This is a genomic window from Pseudoalteromonas sp. S1727 (genome assembly GCF_005886375.1).
Taxonomy (GTDB): Bacteria; Pseudomonadota; Gammaproteobacteria; order Enterobacterales; family Alteromonadaceae; genus Pseudoalteromonas; species Pseudoalteromonas haloplanktis.
The window spans coordinates 28,640-45,812 of the sequence record NZ_PNDT01000018.1 but is presented as its reverse complement, the minus strand read 5'-3'; the positions used below and the strand labels follow the sequence as shown (position 1 = coordinate 45,812).

General features: G+C 40.0%; 18 protein-coding genes and 1 tRNA gene. 8 read left to right on the top strand and 11 right to left on the bottom strand.

What is annotated here, in order from left to right:
* Positions 1-260: 260 nt before the first annotated feature.
* The 7 genes from rpsO to CWB85_RS06080 form a co-directional block, all read right to left on the bottom strand.
* A complete protein-coding gene (rpsO, locus tag CWB85_RS06110; protein WP_016707659.1) occupies positions 261-530 on the bottom strand; it encodes a 30S ribosomal protein S15 in 270 nt (89 codons plus the stop codon).
* 108 nt (positions 531-638) lie between these two features.
* Positions 639-1,589, bottom strand: a complete 951-nt coding sequence (gene truB, locus CWB85_RS06105; protein WP_138554393.1) for a tRNA pseudouridine(55) synthase TruB — start codon at positions 1,587-1,589, stop codon at positions 639-641.
* The gene (gene rbfA / locus CWB85_RS06100) at positions 1,589-1,990 is read right to left on the bottom strand and encodes a 30S ribosome-binding factor RbfA (RefSeq protein ID WP_016707661.1); all 402 of its coding nucleotides are present in this window, start codon (positions 1,988-1,990) and stop codon (positions 1,589-1,591) included. The genes truB and rbfA overlap by 1 nt, the downstream gene beginning before the upstream one ends.
* A 111-nt stretch (positions 1,991-2,101) precedes the next feature.
* Positions 2,102-4,759, bottom strand: a complete 2,658-nt coding sequence (infB, locus tag CWB85_RS06095; RefSeq protein ID WP_016707662.1) for a translation initiation factor IF-2 — start codon at positions 4,757-4,759, stop codon at positions 2,102-2,104.
* Between the two features lie 25 nt (positions 4,760-4,784).
* Complete coding sequence (nusA, locus tag CWB85_RS06090) at positions 4,785-6,284, bottom strand: transcription termination factor NusA (RefSeq protein ID WP_016707663.1); 1,500 nt, start codon at positions 6,282-6,284, stop codon at positions 4,785-4,787.
* Positions 6,285-6,323: 39 nt separating this feature from the next.
* Positions 6,324-6,779, bottom strand: coding sequence for a ribosome maturation factor RimP (gene rimP / locus CWB85_RS06085; protein ID WP_016707664.1), 456 nt, complete (start codon positions 6,777-6,779; stop codon positions 6,324-6,326).
* A 315-nt stretch (positions 6,780-7,094) separates the two neighbouring features.
* A tRNA-Met gene (locus CWB85_RS06080) sits at positions 7,095-7,171 on the bottom strand.
* A 330-nt stretch (positions 7,172-7,501) separates the two neighbouring features.
* On the opposite strand from CWB85_RS06080, the gene CWB85_RS06075 reads away from it, so the two are divergent.
* Positions 7,502-7,978: a globin gene (locus tag CWB85_RS06075; RefSeq protein ID WP_016707666.1), complete on the top strand. Its 477-nt coding sequence runs from the start codon at positions 7,502-7,504 to the stop codon at positions 7,976-7,978.
* Positions 7,979-7,998: 20 nt separating this feature from the next.
* Here CWB85_RS06075 and CWB85_RS06070 read toward each other — a convergent pair whose 3' ends face one another.
* Complete coding sequence (locus tag CWB85_RS06070) at positions 7,999-8,811, bottom strand: hypothetical protein (protein WP_138554392.1); 813 nt, start codon at positions 8,809-8,811, stop codon at positions 7,999-8,001.
* 126 nt (positions 8,812-8,937) lie between these two features.
* On the opposite strand from CWB85_RS06070, the gene CWB85_RS06065 reads away from it, so the two are divergent.
* Entirely contained in the window at positions 8,938-10,494 is a 1,557-nt protein-coding gene (locus CWB85_RS06065) for a cryptochrome/photolyase family protein (RefSeq protein WP_138554395.1), read from the top strand.
* Between the two features lie 132 nt (positions 10,495-10,626).
* Here the strand turns inward: CWB85_RS06065 and CWB85_RS06060 are convergent, their stop codons facing one another.
* Together CWB85_RS06060 and CWB85_RS06055 are read right to left on the bottom strand one after the other, a co-directional pair.
* A complete protein-coding gene (locus CWB85_RS06060; RefSeq protein ID WP_138554391.1) occupies positions 10,627-11,073 on the bottom strand; it encodes an Hsp20 family protein in 447 nt (148 codons plus the stop codon).
* A gap of 225 nt (positions 11,074-11,298) precedes the next feature.
* Positions 11,299-11,826 (bottom strand): redoxin domain-containing protein, encoded by a 528-nt coding sequence (locus tag CWB85_RS06055; RefSeq protein WP_029216061.1) that lies wholly within the window; start codon positions 11,824-11,826, stop codon positions 11,299-11,301.
* A gap of 112 nt (positions 11,827-11,938) precedes the next feature.
* On the opposite strand from CWB85_RS06055, the gene CWB85_RS06050 reads away from it, so the two are divergent.
* The 6 genes from CWB85_RS06050 to CWB85_RS06025 all read left to right on the top strand — a co-directional run bounded on the left by CWB85_RS06050 (position 11,939) and on the right by CWB85_RS06025 (position 16,094).
* Positions 11,939-12,436 (top strand): TlpA family protein disulfide reductase, encoded by a 498-nt coding sequence (locus tag CWB85_RS06050; protein WP_138554390.1) that lies wholly within the window; start codon positions 11,939-11,941, stop codon positions 12,434-12,436.
* An 88-nt stretch (positions 12,437-12,524) separates the two neighbouring features.
* A complete protein-coding gene (locus CWB85_RS06045) occupies positions 12,525-12,788 on the top strand; it encodes a GrxA family glutaredoxin (RefSeq protein WP_138554389.1) in 264 nt (87 codons plus the stop codon).
* Positions 12,789-12,948: 160 nt separating this feature from the next.
* On the top strand, positions 12,949-14,766 hold the full coding sequence (locus CWB85_RS06040; protein ID WP_138554388.1) for a DEAD/DEAH box helicase: 1,818 nt from the start codon (positions 12,949-12,951) through the stop codon (positions 14,764-14,766).
* A gap of 395 nt (positions 14,767-15,161) precedes the next feature.
* On the top strand, positions 15,162-15,422 hold the full coding sequence (locus CWB85_RS06035; protein WP_050901607.1) for a hypothetical protein: 261 nt from the start codon (positions 15,162-15,164) through the stop codon (positions 15,420-15,422).
* A gap of 7 nt (positions 15,423-15,429) precedes the next feature.
* Positions 15,430-15,636: a hypothetical protein gene (locus CWB85_RS06030; protein WP_084440777.1), complete on the top strand. Its 207-nt coding sequence runs from the start codon at positions 15,430-15,432 to the stop codon at positions 15,634-15,636.
* Between the two features lie 86 nt (positions 15,637-15,722).
* A complete protein-coding gene (locus CWB85_RS06025; protein WP_016710272.1) occupies positions 15,723-16,094 on the top strand; it encodes a hypothetical protein in 372 nt (123 codons plus the stop codon).
* 51 nt (positions 16,095-16,145) lie between these two features.
* Here CWB85_RS06025 and CWB85_RS06020 read toward each other — a convergent pair whose 3' ends face one another.
* Positions 16,146-17,048 (bottom strand): hypothetical protein, encoded by a 903-nt coding sequence (locus CWB85_RS06020; RefSeq protein ID WP_016710271.1) that lies wholly within the window; start codon positions 17,046-17,048, stop codon positions 16,146-16,148.
* Positions 17,049-17,173: the final 125 nt, after the last annotated feature.

The window sequence follows — 17,173 nt, the reverse complement described above, 5'->3', positions numbered from 1 at the left end:
GTAGCATAATTATTTATAAAAATATACATAAATATTTAAACAATCTAGCGGGCTAAATAAAGCGCTAACTGCGTTATAAATTTTTCATGTAGAACAACTACATGTCAAAATTTATGCCTTGTTATCACGCCATTTATCTGTCGCTATAAATGGTCAGTAACTTAACACGATTGGTATTATGAATTTTTCATGTAGAACAACGAAGGGAATGCCAGGCACAAAAAAAGGAGCTAAATGCTCCTTTTTATGAAATCTAGTTCTTAGCGACGTAGGCCAAGTTCTTGGATTAACGCAGTATAACGTGCAATGTCTTTACCTTTAAGGTAATCAAGCAGTTTACGGCGAGTGCTTACTTTACGAAGCAGACCACGACGTGAGTGGAAGTCATGCTTGTGATCAGCAAAGTGACCTTGAAGCTTGTTGATATCGAAAGTTAAAAGTGCAACTTGTACTTCAGGTGAACCAGTGTCGCCTTCTGCACGTGCGAATTTTGCGATGATATCGATTTTTTCTTGATTGCTTAGTGACATAGTAACTCCAAAAATAAAATTTAAAAGGTGTCTTAGCCGATCACTAATTCAGCCAAAACGATTAGCGGGCGTATTCTACCAGCTACGGCAATAACTACAAGCGAAACTTTACTCAGTCGCTTCTTGTTGATTTGATAAGCCGCGTTTTGACTTCAAATGGCCATCAGGATTTTTCTCACCCGTGCCGATGAACACACCATCCGCCAACACTTTAATGGCCCCTTCAGGTAGTTCTACACCAAGTACAACAGCCTGACCATGGCCAAAGGAAACCCCCTGCTCTTTGGTTATTTCAACAACGGGTAAGTCAACTAAAGCGCTATCCATAGGTAATAACAGTTCATCAAGATAAGTAGATGGGCTCAGTTCTTGCTCTTTTGCTTTAGCAAGGAGCGCTTTTAACTGCGTTAATGACACCATTTTATCTGCAGGGTAATGTCCCACAGCACTACGGTGTAACATAATAACATGTGCGCCACAGCCGAGGTTCTCACCTAAATCGTCAACAATAGTACGAATGTAAGTGCCTTTTGATACATGAGCGGTCATTTGTACTTCATTATTCGCTTCATCAAACTCATCAAGCGTTAAACTAAATACATTGATTTTTCTACACTTACGAGGCACTTCAATGCCTTCACGGGCATACTTATACAAAGGTTTTCCTTCATACTTTAGCGCCGAATACATAGAAGGGTATTGATCAGACTCACCTAAAAATTTTGCAATTTCACTACTCAACTGCTCTACGCTTACATTAACCTCTTTTGTACTGACAATTTCACCGTCAGAATCAGAGGTTGTTGTACGCTCACCTAGTTTCGCACGCACAACGTATGTTTTATCAGTATCAAGTAGGAACTGAGTAAACTTTGTCGCTTCACCAAAGCAAATCGGTAACATACCCGTTGCTAACGGATCAAGCGCACCTGTATGACCTGCTTTTTGCGCAAAATAGATGCCCTTTGCTTGCTGCAAAGCTTTATTTGACGAAATACCTTGTGGCTTATCTAGTAATAAAATGCCGTCAATTGCGCGGCCTTTACTGCGTCTTGCCATTAGTCTTTAGTGCCTTGTTCTGGTTCATCATCTACGTGCTTCGCTTTATCTTCACGGATAACCGAATCAACTAAGTTTGAAATACGCATCCCTTCCATTAATGAGTTATCAACAACAAACTTCAATTCCGGCATAATACGGGCACGAATACGCTTGCCAAGCAATGAACGGATATAACCCGTTGCTTCGTTTAATACTTTAGCGCTTTGCTTTGCCGCATTTTCATCTTCGGTATTAAACACTGTAATAAACACTTTGGCATAAGATAAATCACGCGATACTTCAACAGCAGACACTGTCACCATACCTAAACGTGGATCTTTAATTTCACGTTGTAAAATAACAGCAATCTCTTTTTGAATTTGCTGAGCAACGCGATCTGTACGAGAAAACTCTCTCATTATACTCTACTCTAAATTTATAACTCATTGACAAATATAAATAAGTTATTTTAAATAATGAATACACAAATGGGGGCTGAGCCCCCATTTATTATCTTAGCTTACGAGCAATTAAAGTGAACGTTGTACTTCAACTGTTTCGAATACTTCGATTTGGTCACCAACGCGAACGTCATTATAGTTCTTAACGCCGATACCACATTCCATGCCGTTACGAACATCAGCAACGTCGTCTTTAAAGCGACGAAGTGACTCAAGTTCACCTTCATAGATAACCACGTTATCACGAAGTACACGAATTGGCGCGCTACGTTTAACCACACCTTCAGTAACCATACAACCTGCGATAGCACCAATTTTAGGTGACTTGAACACGTCACGTACTTCAGCAAGACCAATAATCTCTTGTTTAAACTCAGGTGCTAACATACCTGACATAGCTTGCTTAACTTCATCAATCAAGCTGTAGATAACGCTGTAGTAACGTAAATCTAAGTTTTCAGACTCAATCACTTTACGCGCAGAAGCATCAGCACGAACGTTAAAGCCAACAACGATTGCATTCGATGCCGCAGCAAGCGTTGCATCAGTTTCAGTGATACCGCCTACGCCAGAACCAACAATTTTCACTTTAACTTCATCAGTTGACAGTTTAGTCAATGAATCAGAGATTGCTTCGATTGAACCCTGTACATCAGCTTTAAGTACCACGTTAACTTCTGACACATCACCATCAGTCATGTTAGTGAACATGTTTTCAAGCTTGGCTTTTTGTTGACGTGCTAGTTTAACATCGCGGAATTTACCTTGACGATAAAGTGCAACTTCACGGGCTTTACGCTCGTCTTTAACTACAGTTGCTTCATCACCGGCTGCCGGAATACCTGACAGACCTAAAATTTCAACAGGAATTGAAGGACCAGCAGATTTGATATCTTTACCATTTTCATCGCGCATCGCACGAACACGGCCATATTCAAGACCACATAATACGATGTCACCTTGATTAAGCGTACCAGATTGAACAAGAATAGATGCAACTGGGCCACGGCCTTTATCTAAACGTGATTCAATTACAACACCCGCCGCCATACCGACTGTTGGCGCTGTTAATTCTAATAACTCAGCTTGCATTAATACAGCTTCTAATAACTCATCAATACCTAAACCCGTTTTAGCTGAAATATGCACGTATTGTGTATCACCGCCCCACTCTTCAGGAATAACGTCTAACTGAGCAAGCTCATTCTTAACGCGATCTGGGTCTACGCCTTCTTTATCCATTTTATTGACAGCGATGATTAAAGGAACGCCAGCTGCACGCGCATGCTGTACGGCTTCTTTAGTTTGTGGCATTACACCATCATCTGCTGCAACTACTAGGATTACGATATCGGTTGCTTTCGCACCACGAGCACGCATTGACGTAAATGCCGCGTGACCAGGCGTATCTAAGAACGTGATCATGTTACCATTTACGTCAACATGATAAGCACCAATGTGCTGGGTAATACCACCCGCTTCGCCAGAGGCTACTTTTGCTTCACGAATGTAATCAAGCGTTGATGTTTTACCATGGTCAACGTGACCCATTACGGTAACAACTGGTGCACGTGGTAATGATTTACCATCTTCGTGACGGTCGTTAAGTACCGTTTGCTCTAATTCATTTTCTTTAACAATGATAACCTTGTGACCCATTTCTTCAGCAACGAGTTGCGCTGTTTCTTGGTCAATCACTTGGTTAATGGTAACCATGTCACCCATTTTCATCATTGTTTTTACAACTTCAGCGCCTTTAACTGCCATGCGTGATGCAAGCTCAGCAACTGTAATTGTTTCACTAATACGTACTTCGTTTTTCACATCAACAGTCGGTTTTTGGAAACCATGTTGTAATGACGAAGGCGCTTTTAGCTTACTTTTCTTGCCTCTAGAAGGAACGAATTTCTCTTTCGCTGGGGCTTTTTTCTTTTTCTTCGCACGGCGTGCGCCTTGCTCATCACGCGCATCAGCAACATCTTCTGCTTCACGTGCGTAAGTTGAAGTCGTAAGGTGGTGATCAGCGGTTTCTTCACGCTTCTTACGCTCTTCTTCTTCTTTCTTCCAGCGAGCTGAGTTTTCTTCTGCTAGCTTTCTTGCCTCTTCTGCTTGACGTTTCGCTTCTTCTTCAGCTTTCTTCAATGCGGCCTCTTCTGCTTCTCTTTGCAGACGCTCAGCTTCAACACGGTCTTTTTCAGACTTAGCGGTTTGTTCTGGAGTCATCTGCTTCTGTTTTGCTGCACGTTCAGCGTCTGCTTTACGTTTAGCCTCTTCTTTCGCTTTGCGATCAGCCTCTTCTTTGGCTTTACGCTCAGCATCTTGTTTTGCTTTTAGCTCAGCCGCTTCTTTTGCAGCTTGTTGCTCAGCTTCACGACGTGCAGCTTCTTCTGCAGCAATACGTGCTTGCTCTTGTTCTTGCTCAACAGCACTTTTCTTCACGTAAGTACGTGTTTTACGTACTTCAACTTGCACTGACTTTGCTTGACCCGTAGAGCCTGTCACACTCAGTGTGCTTTTACTCTTACGTTGCAATGTCATACGGGCTGGGCCGTCTGAGCCTGTGCCGCCGTGCTGCTTGCTCAAGTGATCAAGTAACGTTGCTTTTTCAGCTTCAGTTACATTATCACCCGCTTGCTTAGTGATTCCGGCTTGCGATAATTGTTGAAGCAATTTATCAACAGTTGTACCGATATCCCCGGCTAGTTTTTCAACATTTACTTCTGCCATAGTCTCAAATACCTCCGTTAATAAATTACTCGTCTGCGAACCAACAAATGTTACGCGCAGCCATAATGAGCTTACCAGCTTCTTCTGGAGAAACTTCTGTGATATCAACTAATTCATCAATACCTTGCTCAGCTAAATCTTCAAGCGTTACAACCCCTTTACTTGCCATAACAAACGCAAGGTGGCGCTCTAATCCTTCTAGTGCTAATAAGTCTTCTGCAGGCTCAGCACCGTCAAGGCTTTCTTCTGTTTTTAATGCTTTCGTTGTTAGCGCATCTTTAGCACGTGAACGTAAAACATCAACGGTTTCTTCGTCTAGCCCATCAATTTCTAAGAATTCAGATGCAGGAACATAGGCGACTTCTTCAAGCGTTGAGAAACCTTCATTGATAAGGAGCGTTGCAAAATCTTCATCGATATCTAAGTTTTCTGTAAATAAGTTAATTAGTTTATCAGATTCAGCTTCATTTTTGGCGCGCATTTCTTCAACGGTCATTACATTCAATTCCCAACCAGTTAACTGGCTAGCAAGGCGAACGTTTTGACCATTACGACCAATTGCTTGTGCTAGGTTATCTGCTTCAACAGCGATATCCATTGAATGAGTGTCTTCGTCCATCACGATTGACGCAACTTCAGCCGGTGACATAGCATTGATAACAAACTGCGCAGGGTTATCGTCGTACAGTACGATATCAACACGCTCACCACCTAACTCGGTAGAAACAGCTTGTACACGGGCGCCACGCATACCTACACACGCACCAATTGGGTCGATACGTTTGTCGTTCGATTTAACAGCAATTTTTGCACGCGACCCCGGATCACGCGCTGCAGCACGTAATTCAATCATTTCTTCGCCAATTTCTGGCACCTCAATGCGGAATAACTCCATCAGCATTTCTGGCTTAGAACGCGTTACAAATAACTGTGCGCCACGGGCATCAGGTTTTACTTCGTAAAGTAAACCACGAATACGGTCGCCTGGACGGAAGTTTTCACGTGGTAACATGTCATCACGGTAAATAACCGCTTCAGCATTGTTACCGAGATCTAGAACGATTGCATCACGCGTTGCTTTTTTAACAACACCTGTTACTAACTCGCCTTGCTGATCTTTATAGGCTTCAACAACTAATGCACGTTCAGCTTCACGTACTTTTTGTACGATTACTTGCTTTGCCATTTGTGTTGTAATGCGATCAAACTTAATTGATTCGATTTGCTCTTCAACGAAATCACCAACCTTAAGATCAGGATCATCAACTTGCGCAGCTTCTAAGGTAATTTCGCTGTATGGGTGCTCTAGTGAACCATCTTCAAGTACTTCAGCAATTTGCCAACGACGGAATGTGTCGTAGTCACCTGTTTTACGGTCAATTGCAACACGTACTTCAATTTCACCCGTGTGTTTTTTCTTAGTCGCGGTCGCTAATGCGAACTCTAACGCTTCGAAAATCTTTTCTTTTGGAACCGCTTTCTCATTGGAAACGGCTTCAGCAACCAATAATATCTCTTTTGCCATGGGTTATGCCTCGCTTGCCCTATTCCTTCGCACTCGAAATTAAAACTTTGCGATAATGTTCGCACGTTCAATGTTACTGAGCATGATTAAGTGTTCAGTGCCGTCACTTGAAAGTGTGATCATATCACTGCTAACTGAAACTAAATCGCCTTTAAAATTACGACGACCATCTTGCGGAAGCTTAGTACGTACACGTACTTCCTCTCCTTGTGCCTTCTCGTAGTGATCTTGTTTGAATAATAGACGATCAACACCAGGAGACGATACTTCCAAATCATATTCATTTGTAATTGGGTCTTCGACATCTAAAATCGCACTTATTTGACGACTTGCATCAGCACAATTATCAACCGAAATCCCCGCTTCATGATCGATATAGACCCTAAGCGTAGAATGGCGACCCGCTTGCACAAACTCTAGACCATGTAATTCAAAGCCTAACATCTCAACTGACGGTGAAAGCATGGTTAATAAATCTTGCTCAAGTTTTGTCACGAAAATCCTCCATACAAACAAAAAAAGGGCTTATAGCCCTAAAATACCTAGCTTATTCCTTGAGTAAAAATCAAGTGGTGCAGATACAACAACGCCCCGAACCAAGCGGGGCGTCACACCTAAAGCATAAAACTGTGTGGCCATGGGCCAAGCTTGGCTGCGGGCAGCAAACACCACCTAAATAAACCCAAAGGCTTAAACGCAAAACGCGCATTACATAGAATGCGCGACTTCAAATCAGTAACTAAAATCGCTACTCATAAGTATGGCAACAAAATCTTAGAATCGTTAAAACGAGAACTAACTCCAAGAATTTGGTTGCGGGAGCCGGATTTGAACCGACGACCTTCGGGTTATGAGCCCGACGAGCTACCAGGCTGCTCCATCCCGCGCCAACTGGTATCAAACTATACGATACCCATCTAGCTAATCAACTAAGCTAAACAATGGCGGCTATTATAGAGAGCCTTGGCATAATTAGCAACCAAAAACTCATAAAGAATACTTAGACTATAAAGTTAAAGTGCAAGATTACACAGCTGAACAATTAACTTTAATTGAACGGCTATTAATTATTGAGCTATATGCAATAAAGTTGATCTAAATCACTAATAACGTATTTCACAGCAAGTCCTTTACTACTTTTTACAAACACAGTTGAATTCTCCAACTACACTTTACTTAAAGTGAGTGAAATAGTTTTACTTAGAGCGAATAAATCTATGTGTATTAGTAATGACCAACAAAAACTATTATTGCAAAATATTGCAATAATAAAACCAAACTTCCACTGCTTTACTGTCACTTTTCAGGTTCAACTGAAGCGTCAAGCACTTACAATAAAGTGTCCGAGTAGTAACGCTATCAGCGAAAAAAGTTACATACTCTATTGTGCTTTGGAAAGAACATTAAGTCATTTAGATAATCTATCTATGGTGACTCCTTTTATAGAGCATCACGCTAATAACTTAGCAAAATTAGGTATCAGCAATACTGATGTCAACTTACTTTGTGATGCTTTCTATAACACATTACAAATTCATTTAGGCAATCACTTTACACATAAAGCACAAATTGCTTGGAGCTACTCATTACGACTATTTAAAAATATCGTTAAATCATATTTATTTAACTTTAGTAATGTAGTAGCTATTAATACTCAAATACACAAAAGCCACAGAGTCCTTGAAAAAAAATAGCGGTTAATATGCCATCTGTTTTATTGTAAAGTGGCTAACTCTTGTAATAAGCGATCTATTTGGCGTTGTTCTACATCAATCAGAGTCGCGTATTTTGACGTTATCGCGGTCATTTTTCGCGATAATGAATTATCAAAAGTCGCATCGGTTAAGTTTTTTGGTTGTTCACTAGCTTGCGCTTCAAGTGTCGCTATTTGTTTATCCATTTGCGCTTGATAAGTATCAATTTTTGATTGCCGTTGTTCAATATCACGCTTGATCTCTTGCCCACGAATAAATGAATCAATGTCTTTGCTCTGTGTTGATTGCTCGTCAATTTCGGAGCTGTTTGTCATACTTTGCAAGGCTAACTTTTCTTTTAATAGACGGTCGATGTCTCGCTGCTCGCGCTCAATTAATACATTATAGCGCTCTGACACACTAGCCATTTGGTTAGCAATCGCCGTTTCTTTTTTGGCACCGGATAAATTATTTAATTGCGCATCAGATTGATCCCGTAATCCAGCGATCTCCGCATTCATTTTTTCGCTAAAAGTATCAATCTTATCTTGGTGTTGCTGAATATCCGCATCAATTTGTTTAGTACGGATATATGTATCTACCTCGGATGTATTCATATCGCCATGAGTAACAATGTTACTGGGTACAGCAGGGTTTTGCTCCTTCACTGTAATGAGCTTTGCATTATCTCCACATGGAAATTGGCTAAACTCCACCTCACCTTCTTTTTCACACTTATAAACACTTGCATGCAACGGCGCAACAAAGCTGAGCGTAATGAAGCAAGGTAAAATAATTTTTAATTTTCGAATATTACACTGATGTTTGTTCATAGCCGACATTCCTTCGTTCATGTAGTTAACCTACACAGGTTCTTATATCTATATACCACGGCTTTGGGAATTAATAAATGCGATCTAATTGCTACCTTAGTCCGTATAGAGTTATTTTGGGCAAAAATTATAATGTATAAAACGCTGCGATTTATTTTTGGCGATCAACTCAACGCTAACCACAGTTGGTATAAAGAAGAGAACCAAACGCAATACCTTTATGTCATTGCTGAATTAAAACAAGAAACCGATTATGTAAAACACCATATACAAAAAGTGGTGGCGTTTTTCACAGCAATGGAAAACTTTGCCGCTGCGCTCAAAAAAGCCCAATTAAATGTACTTCATTTAACCTTAGATGATACCCAGAACGATGCTTGCATCACATTACTATTAACGCGCTTAGCCGAGCAATATCAGTGCCAGCAAATTCAATATCAGTATCCTGATGAGTATCGCCTGCAACAACAAATGCTGCAGTTTAAATCACGCAGTAGCTTAAAAGTAAGTGGCTGCGATAGCGAACATTTTTTATTACCTTATGCTGACATTGGCGATCACTTTACAAGAGATAAACAGGTAAAGATGGAATTTTTTTATCGCATGATGCGTAAGCGCTTTAATATACTAATACAAGATAATGCACCGCAAGGAGGGCAATGGAATTTTGATCAAGACAACCGTAACAAGTTAAAAAAAACCGATTTAGCCGCCATCCCTGAACCAAAAATATTTACCAATAATATTGAGGTCATTTTACAGCGCATCAAAAGGCACCGCGTAAATACTTTTGGTCAATGTTCAACAACCTTACTATGGCCAACCAGTCGCGCGCAAGCAAAGCAATTACTCGACTATTTTTGCAGTGACCTTTTACCCAAATTTGGACAATTTCAAGACGCTATGACCTGTCAAAGTCCACACCAATGGAGCTTATATCATAGCCGATTAGCGTTTGCGTTAAACACTAAGATGTTGCACCCAATGCACGTTATTAATCGAGTCCTCGCTGAATTTACAGCACGCCAAGATCAGATCAATCTTGCCCAAGTTGAAGGATTCATCAGGCAGATTTTAGGATGGCGTGAGTATGTTAGAGGGATCTATTGGCAAAATATGCCCGCTTACGCAACTAAAAATGCACTACATGCCAACCGCTCGATACCCGATTACTTTTGGAGTGGCAAAACAAAAATGAACTGCATGAAACAAGCAATCACGCAAAGTTTGGAAACCGCCTATGCGCATCATATACAACGCTTAATGATCACTGGTAACTTTTGCTTATTAACCGGTATTGAGCCAAAGGAAGTTGATAGCTGGTATTTAGGCATTTACATCGATGCTATTGAATGGGTAGAGATGCCTAACACCCGTGGGATGAGTCAATTTGCTGATGGTGGTCTTATCGCCACCAAACCGTATGCTGCAAGCGGTAACTACATAAACAAAATGAGTGATTACTGTAAAAATTGTCACTACAAGGTACAGCAAAAAACTGAAATCACGGCCTGCCCGTTTAACAGCTTATACTGGCAATTTATGCACAGCCATCAAACGCGCTTAGCGAGTAATCCTCGGATTGGTATGGTCTATAAAAATTGGCAAAAGCAACCTCAAGAGCAGCAGCAAGCTATTCTTAATAGAGCGCAGTGGTGCCTAGATAATATAGAAAAACTCTAACACGATAAGGTATTCCCTTCACTATTATTACTGTGTGAAAACGACACTCATTAAACAAACATTAAAAAGCCGCCTCAATTGAGGCGGCTAAAAATAACAATTAAATCAGGGAGAAAAATGTCAAAGGGTTCGTTATTTCCCTTCTAGCAAGTTACCACTGCCAATTTCAATTTTACGTGGTTTAAGTGCTTCAGGTATTTCACGCTGTAAATCGATACTTAATAAGCCATTCGCTAGATCAGCACCCAGTACTTTGACATGGTCGCCTAGCTGAAACTTACGCTCAAAGTTACGTTCTGCGATACCTTGATGAATAAATTTACGTTCTTCAGTTTCACCTTTATCAGCTTTGATACCGGCTACTTTTAAAGTGTTGTTTTCTGACTCGATAGTCAGTTCATTATCACTAAAACCGGCCACAGCCATAGTGATGCGATATTTGTCTTTATCGAGTGCTTCAATGTTATAAGGAGGAAAACTTGGCTGCTTGTCTGTGCGAGCTGCCGCATCCATTAAAGATGCTAAATGATCGAAACCAATGAATGAACGATAAAGTGGTGATAAGTCTACTGTACGCATAATAATATCCTCATATTTAAGCGATATTTTGCAGGTGCTTTTCGGTTGAACAAGCACGGGCAAAGTTTAATTAATAATATAAATTTCAATTACTTCTGTTTGGTTTGGGACCCATCAGGCGTCCTCATTAAACTATATATGGACGGCAAAATTGTTTTCAAGTAAATAAATAAAAAAATTTAAAAAAATGTCAGAGACACGCATTAAGCGTGCCTCAAAGTACTTTTATGGCGCGAGTGTGCCACGAATTGGGTAATCGTTTTCACGAATAAATTTAATTCCCGATAGAAGCGCATTTAGATCAGGACGTGAAAATGGTGCATTCGATTTATCTAAAATCTGAATTTGATTTTGCTCATTCAGTACAAATATAGCTGGTTCTGAAAATGGATGGTCGGTCTCATTTTCATTACGAGGCTCACTAATATACAAACCAAAATCACTCATTTGCACTAAAGTTAACCCGCTATATAAAGGGAAATTGACATCTAAATCATTAAGATGCTGCTTAAGTTGCTCTGAACTATCAGCACTAACCGCAGCTAACTCAACTCCTGCGTCAGAAAAGTCACCTTTCATTTTCGCCAATGCATTTAATTGTTTGGTACATAATGGGCAATGCTTGCCACGGTACACAACAATCATCTTCCATGGCAGATCAGTCTGCCGCTGCGTTAAATCAAAAGATTTGCCATCAATACCATTTGCTTTAAAGGTAGGCATTTTCATTGCCGGTTGTATAGTGTTACTCATAATCATGTTCTCCTGTTAAAAATAAAATTTAAACATTTACATGGTTTTACTAGACCTTAGGGTTAAACTGATTAATTCAACCATAAAAATGCAACTAACCTTGGAGATGTGTTTGAAACTTTTACGCAGTACACTAATAAACATAGCTTTAGCAGCAATAATCTTTTTTCTGGTTAGTGCATTCCAGGAGCGCAATTTACTAAAAACAGATAGCAGTCCAGCCCCTTACTTTAACTTACCGTTACTAAGCGCTACTGATACACGTTTAAGTATTGCTGAACTTAAAGGCAAAACGACTGTTATATACTTTTTTGCGCCCTGGTGCACAGTGTGCAAATACAGCATGCCAAATCTAGAAGCAGCGCTACTTGACTCTGATATTAATGCCGTTGGTATTGCGCTTGATTATAAAAATCAACACGAGGTTATACAGTTTGTTGACGAACTTAAACTCACCATGCCAATTTTGTTAGGCGATCAGCAAACTCAGAGTAATTATAAAATCAGCGCGTTTCCAACTTATTATGTGATTAATGAGCAACTGCAGATCACTGCCCGTTCAATGGGCTATTCGAGTGAATTAGGTATTAGCTTACGTGCCGACAATTAAAAAAATGGAATACGCCAATCGCATTTTTACGCTATATATTTTTAGTAAGTTAGTTATGATAGGTTCAAATTAAATCGAGGAGAGCGATATGTTAACTGTAATTTTTGGCCGTGAAGGCTGCCCATTTTGTGTTCGTGCAAAAGATGTTGCACAGAAACTAGCTGATGAACGTGACGATTTTAAATATCGCTATGTTGATATTATTAAAGAAGGCGTCAGTAAAGCTGATTTAGAGCAATCAGCAGGTAAACCTTGTCCAACTGTGCCGCAAATTTTTGTTGACCAAAAACACATTGGTGGTTTCACTGAGTTTGAAGCGTACGCAAAAGAAAATCTTGGACTTTATCAATAAGTTCTGTATCAAATATGTTAACCAGCTTAATTTGACCTCAATCAAGCTGGTTAAATTATGACCAACATCAACCACATACAAATTAGTTGTAATTTATACAAGCAATTGCCTCGTATTTCCTATACAATGCGCGCCTCTTTAAATTCGTTGAGGCGTATTAATGTCAGAACCAGTCACGTTTGAATCTCTAAATCTTTCTCCTGCAATTTTAAAAGCAGTTGAAGAGTTGGGTTACAAGACACCATCTGAAATCCAAGCTCAATGTATACCGTTATTGCTAGAAAGAAAGGACGTACTGGGACTAGCGCAAACGGGTACAGGTAAAACAGCAGCATTTGCACTGCCATTACTTAATAATATTGACCCGTCTGTGAAGCAGCCACAGATCCTTGTTCTCACACCAACCCGTGAGCTTGCGATCCAAGTAGCTGAGGCATTCGAACAATATGCTAAACACACTCGTGGTGTTGAAGTGTTGGCACTTTATGGTGGCCAGAGCTACAGCATCCAATTAAGTGCACTTCGTCGTGGCGCGCAAATTATTGTCGCGACACCTGGTCGCTTAATCGATCATATTAACCGCGGTACAATCAAGTTCGACAGCTTACAAGCGCTTGTTCTTGATGAAGCCGATGAAATGTTACGTATGGGCTTTATCGATGATGTTGAAAACATCATGGAAAAAACACCGCGTGAAAAGCAAACATGTCTTTTCTCTGCGACTATGCCTAAGCAAATTCAAAACATCAGCAGCAAATATATGAATAACCCTGAACAGGTTCATATTTCTGCGCGTAACTCAACTGTATCATCTGTTGAGCAAGTGTTTTGGAATGCCAGCGTACACAAGAATAAAGCGATTGTTCGTTTCTTAGAAGCTGAACAATACGAAGGTGCGATTGTTTTCGTACGTACACGTAACGACACTGTACAACTTGCTGAGTTATTAGAGCGCGAAGGTTTCTCTGCTGCGCCACTTAACGGCGACATGAACCAGCAAGCACGTGAACGCACAGTTGATCGCTTAAAAAGCGGCATGTTAAACATTGTTATCGCAACTGACGTTGCGGCACGTGGTCTAGATGTTGACCGTTTAAGCCTTGTTATCAACTACGATATTCCGCAAGATTCTGAAGCCTACGTTCACCGTATCGGCCGTACAGGTCGTGCTGGTCGTACTGGTAAAGCGATTCTTTTCGTAAAACATAACGAACGTTATTTACTTAAAAATATCATTCGTCATACGAATTCAGATATTGCACAAGTTGAATTACCAACGGCAAAAGTAGTTGAAGAAAAACGTATCGCAGCATTACAAGCCAAGCTTAGCCTTGCACTTGAAAACAAAGATATTACTTTCTTTAATGAAGTCGCTGCTAATATGGCGCAAAAGCTTGAACTTACTCCTGAAGACCTAGCGGGTGCATTACTGTGTTTAGCACAGCAACAATCACCAATTAAAGTTGAAGAAGTTAAAATTCAACAACGTGAGCGTAGCGAACGTAACTCACGTAATGACCGTGGTGATCGTGGCCGTCGTAACGAGCGTGGTGATCGCCCTACTCGTGACCGTGATTCAAAACCTCGTGAGCGTAATAGCCGTGATGCAGGTCCTATGGATACATACCGTATCGAAGTGGGTCGTGAGCATGGTGTTCAGGTTAAGAACATTGTGGGTGCAATCGCTAACGAAGCAGATATCTCAAGCAAGTTTATTGGTGACATTCGTCTTCACGACAGTCACAGTACGGTACAACTACCGCAAAACATGCCGAAAGATGTATTAGATCACTTCCAAAAAGTGTTTATTTGTAAACGCCCAATGGGAATGACACTTACAAAAGCTGAAGCAGCTTCTGAGCGCCCTGAGCGCAGCGAACGCCCAGCTGGTGACAGAAAGCGCAATGACGGCCCTCGCGGTGATAAGCGTAGCGGTCCTCGTAAAGAACGTCGCCCAGTAAGCTTTACAGCTAAATAAGCAACGTCTCTTTAATAAAAAAACCTTGCCACGAAAGTGCCAAGGTTTTTTTTTAGCACAGCGTTACAGCAGTAAATCTCAGTCCTAGGCAAACCTTCACTTTATTACTTGTAATAGTATGTAATACCAATCGACTTAAATATTTAACCATTCTAGCGGGCTAAATAAAGCGCTAACTGCGTTATAAATTTTTCATGTAGAACAATGGTGATTTTCTCAACTATAAAGTTTGTGGGATAAGGAATACATCTTTATTCAAGTTAATACTCAGCAAACTTAAAATGGAGATTTATCATGTCAAATACACTTACTATATTTTCGAATCCAACAACAATCTTAGTCACGAATACGACTCCTGCGAATAAAACCGCGCTTGCATCAACTGAAGCTGAAACTTGGCAGCTCTCAGAAAAAAAGGGACTATTTCAGGGGGCGGGGTCACGGTATCCGGTGCAGGTGCTTGGGCAAAAATGTCTGGCTCGTTTGATTTTTCGATTGTAAATCTAGAAAGCTCTCGCACCTATCAAAAAATGGTGTCTGAATACAGTATACCTGGGGGTGTTAGTGGCTTTTGGGGCTGGCTTGGTTTCGGTGCCAATGCCGAAACGCACAAGCAAGAAATCAAAGAAGCAATGCAAGAACTTAGTCAACAGTAACGGCTCTGTGGATGTTGATCTTATGGTAACCGGTTTGATCCCAGGCTTTGAAGTAAGTGCTACAGCGTATATTCTGGTACTACAAATCCAAAGCTCTTCTGGTGCTACATATAATATTGCTTCATCAACAAGCCCATCGACAGATGTTGGCGCACAAGATCAAAACCAGCAGAACCTGCCTACTTCAAATAATAACTCAACTATCAGCCTATAAATAGCAAATGTAAGATCATCAAAGTAACTATGCTTTGATGATCTTCCACTTATCAACACACGCAAACTGCTAGTTAAGGAAAAATCATGAGGCTATTTACTGCTCTACTACTTATTATATTTACTTTAGCTGTTAAGGCTAATCCTGCGGTAATATCAGCTATAAATGATAACTTAAGTTCTACGGTATGGACGGATAACTTTAAAACTAGTTTAGCTTTTACTGACACTAGTTATGAAATACAAGAAACGAGCGTTACCCCCTCTCCTTTTGTGATCAATAGGAAAGATAATCTTATTTTCTCTACTTTTACCAGTTTCAGTGATCAAAAAGAAATAATCATTAAAGATATTACCGGGGACGGCCTGCCAGACATACGTATAACAAAGATGCTCAATAAAAATGGTGGCGTTATATCCACCACTACTGAAAAAATTATAATTAGCTATGAGAAGTGAAGTTGATTTAAAATTAAAAGCTTCTGTATTTTCATACAGAAGCAAATATTACTAATACTTTCTGCAAGTCATATTAATTGTGCAGTTTTTCCCATCTGAGCTACATGATGTTGATTGACTACAAGTCATTTCTCGTCCATCTTGATAAATGCCTTCTAAAAAGTTTCGTAGATTCCTATTAAATCTGTCACCTTTATCATGATATAAATCAAACTTTGCCATGTGAGCACTTGAGGTTGCTATCCCAGAAATTGTTTTACAAAACGCTCCTGTAACAGCACATACGAAAGTTGCACCAGTATCTGTTTGTACAATTTGAAATTGCAATGGTTGAGCAGTTGCCTCCTCCATGTCCTGCTTAACTTGTTGCCCGTTGGAACTATTACGCATGATTTTATCTATTATGTTAGTAACACCATCAGCTCGGCCAATATACTTATCAATCAAATCTCCATCTTTATTTTTACTACCTCTTTTCTGAATAAATTGATGATCATTATAAACTTCTTCGAGTGAAGAGCGACTCTCATCCAATGGCTTATCTACATCGTATATTTCAGTACAGCCAGTTTCATCACAACAAACTTCGACTGTTGGATCGCATTTATAAATCACTTTTTGATAAAGTTTGTTTTCCATATAAGCGGTGCGAAATGCCCAAAGAATATCATTTGTTTTTGCATCTAATGAGCTGCAATCATTTGTACAGTTTGACACAAAATCATAGTCAACATGCACTAAAGCCCCTGTTGATTTTTGACGCACCCGCTTCGCATGTACTTTATGCTCTTTGTTGTCTGCATCCTTAAAATACATAACTAATACATCATAAGAGTAACTCTGTTGGCAAGTTGGGTTTGAACTTTTCAAGCTATCTAGGCAAGAGTTTGCTAGTGTAGGGGCTGATGTAAATAAAAAATATACACCAATAAGTAAAAATAGTTTTTTAATCATAATCCTTAATCCTTAATCCTTAATCCTTAATCCTTATAGTAGTCAACATCAATAATAGTATAAAAAACCTTCGGAAGATACAAGGTAATGAATATTACTTGTAAACAAAAGTAAAAAAAATGAGC

Excerpts from the sequence above, each read along its gene's own strand:
- rpsO (WP_016707659.1), bottom strand. The coding sequence starts at position 530 with ATGTCACTAAGCAATCAAGAAAAAATCGATATCATCGCAAAATTCGCA.
- truB (WP_138554393.1), bottom strand. The coding sequence starts at position 1,589 with ATGGCAAGACGCAGTAAAGGCCGCGCAATTGACGGCATTTTATTACTA.
- rbfA (WP_016707661.1), bottom strand. The coding sequence starts at position 1,990 with ATGAGAGAGTTTTCTCGTACAGATCGCGTTGCTCAGCAAATTCAAAAA.
- infB (WP_016707662.1), bottom strand. The coding sequence starts at position 4,759 with ATGGCAGAAGTAAATGTTGAAAAACTAGCCGGGGATATCGGTACAACT.
- nusA (WP_016707663.1), bottom strand. The coding sequence starts at position 6,284 with ATGGCAAAAGAGATATTATTGGTTGCTGAAGCCGTTTCCAATGAGAAA.
- CWB85_RS06075 (WP_016707666.1), top strand. The coding sequence starts at position 7,502 with ATGTGTATTAGTAATGACCAACAAAAACTATTATTGCAAAATATTGCA.
- CWB85_RS06070 (WP_138554392.1), bottom strand. The coding sequence starts at position 8,811 with ATGAACAAACATCAGTGTAATATTCGAAAATTAAAAATTATTTTACCT.
- CWB85_RS06060 (WP_138554391.1), bottom strand. The coding sequence starts at position 11,073 with ATGCGTACAGTAGACTTATCACCACTTTATCGTTCATTCATTGGTTTC.
- CWB85_RS06055 (WP_029216061.1), bottom strand. The coding sequence starts at position 11,826 with ATGAGTAACACTATACAACCGGCAATGAAAATGCCTACCTTTAAAGCA.
- CWB85_RS06045 (WP_138554389.1), top strand. The coding sequence starts at position 12,525 with ATGTTAACTGTAATTTTTGGCCGTGAAGGCTGCCCATTTTGTGTTCGT.
- CWB85_RS06040 (WP_138554388.1), top strand. The coding sequence starts at position 12,949 with ATGTCAGAACCAGTCACGTTTGAATCTCTAAATCTTTCTCCTGCAATT.
- CWB85_RS06025 (WP_016710272.1), top strand. The coding sequence starts at position 15,723 with ATGAGGCTATTTACTGCTCTACTACTTATTATATTTACTTTAGCTGTT.
- CWB85_RS06020 (WP_016710271.1), bottom strand. The coding sequence starts at position 17,048 with ATGATTAAAAAACTATTTTTACTTATTGGTGTATATTTTTTATTTACA.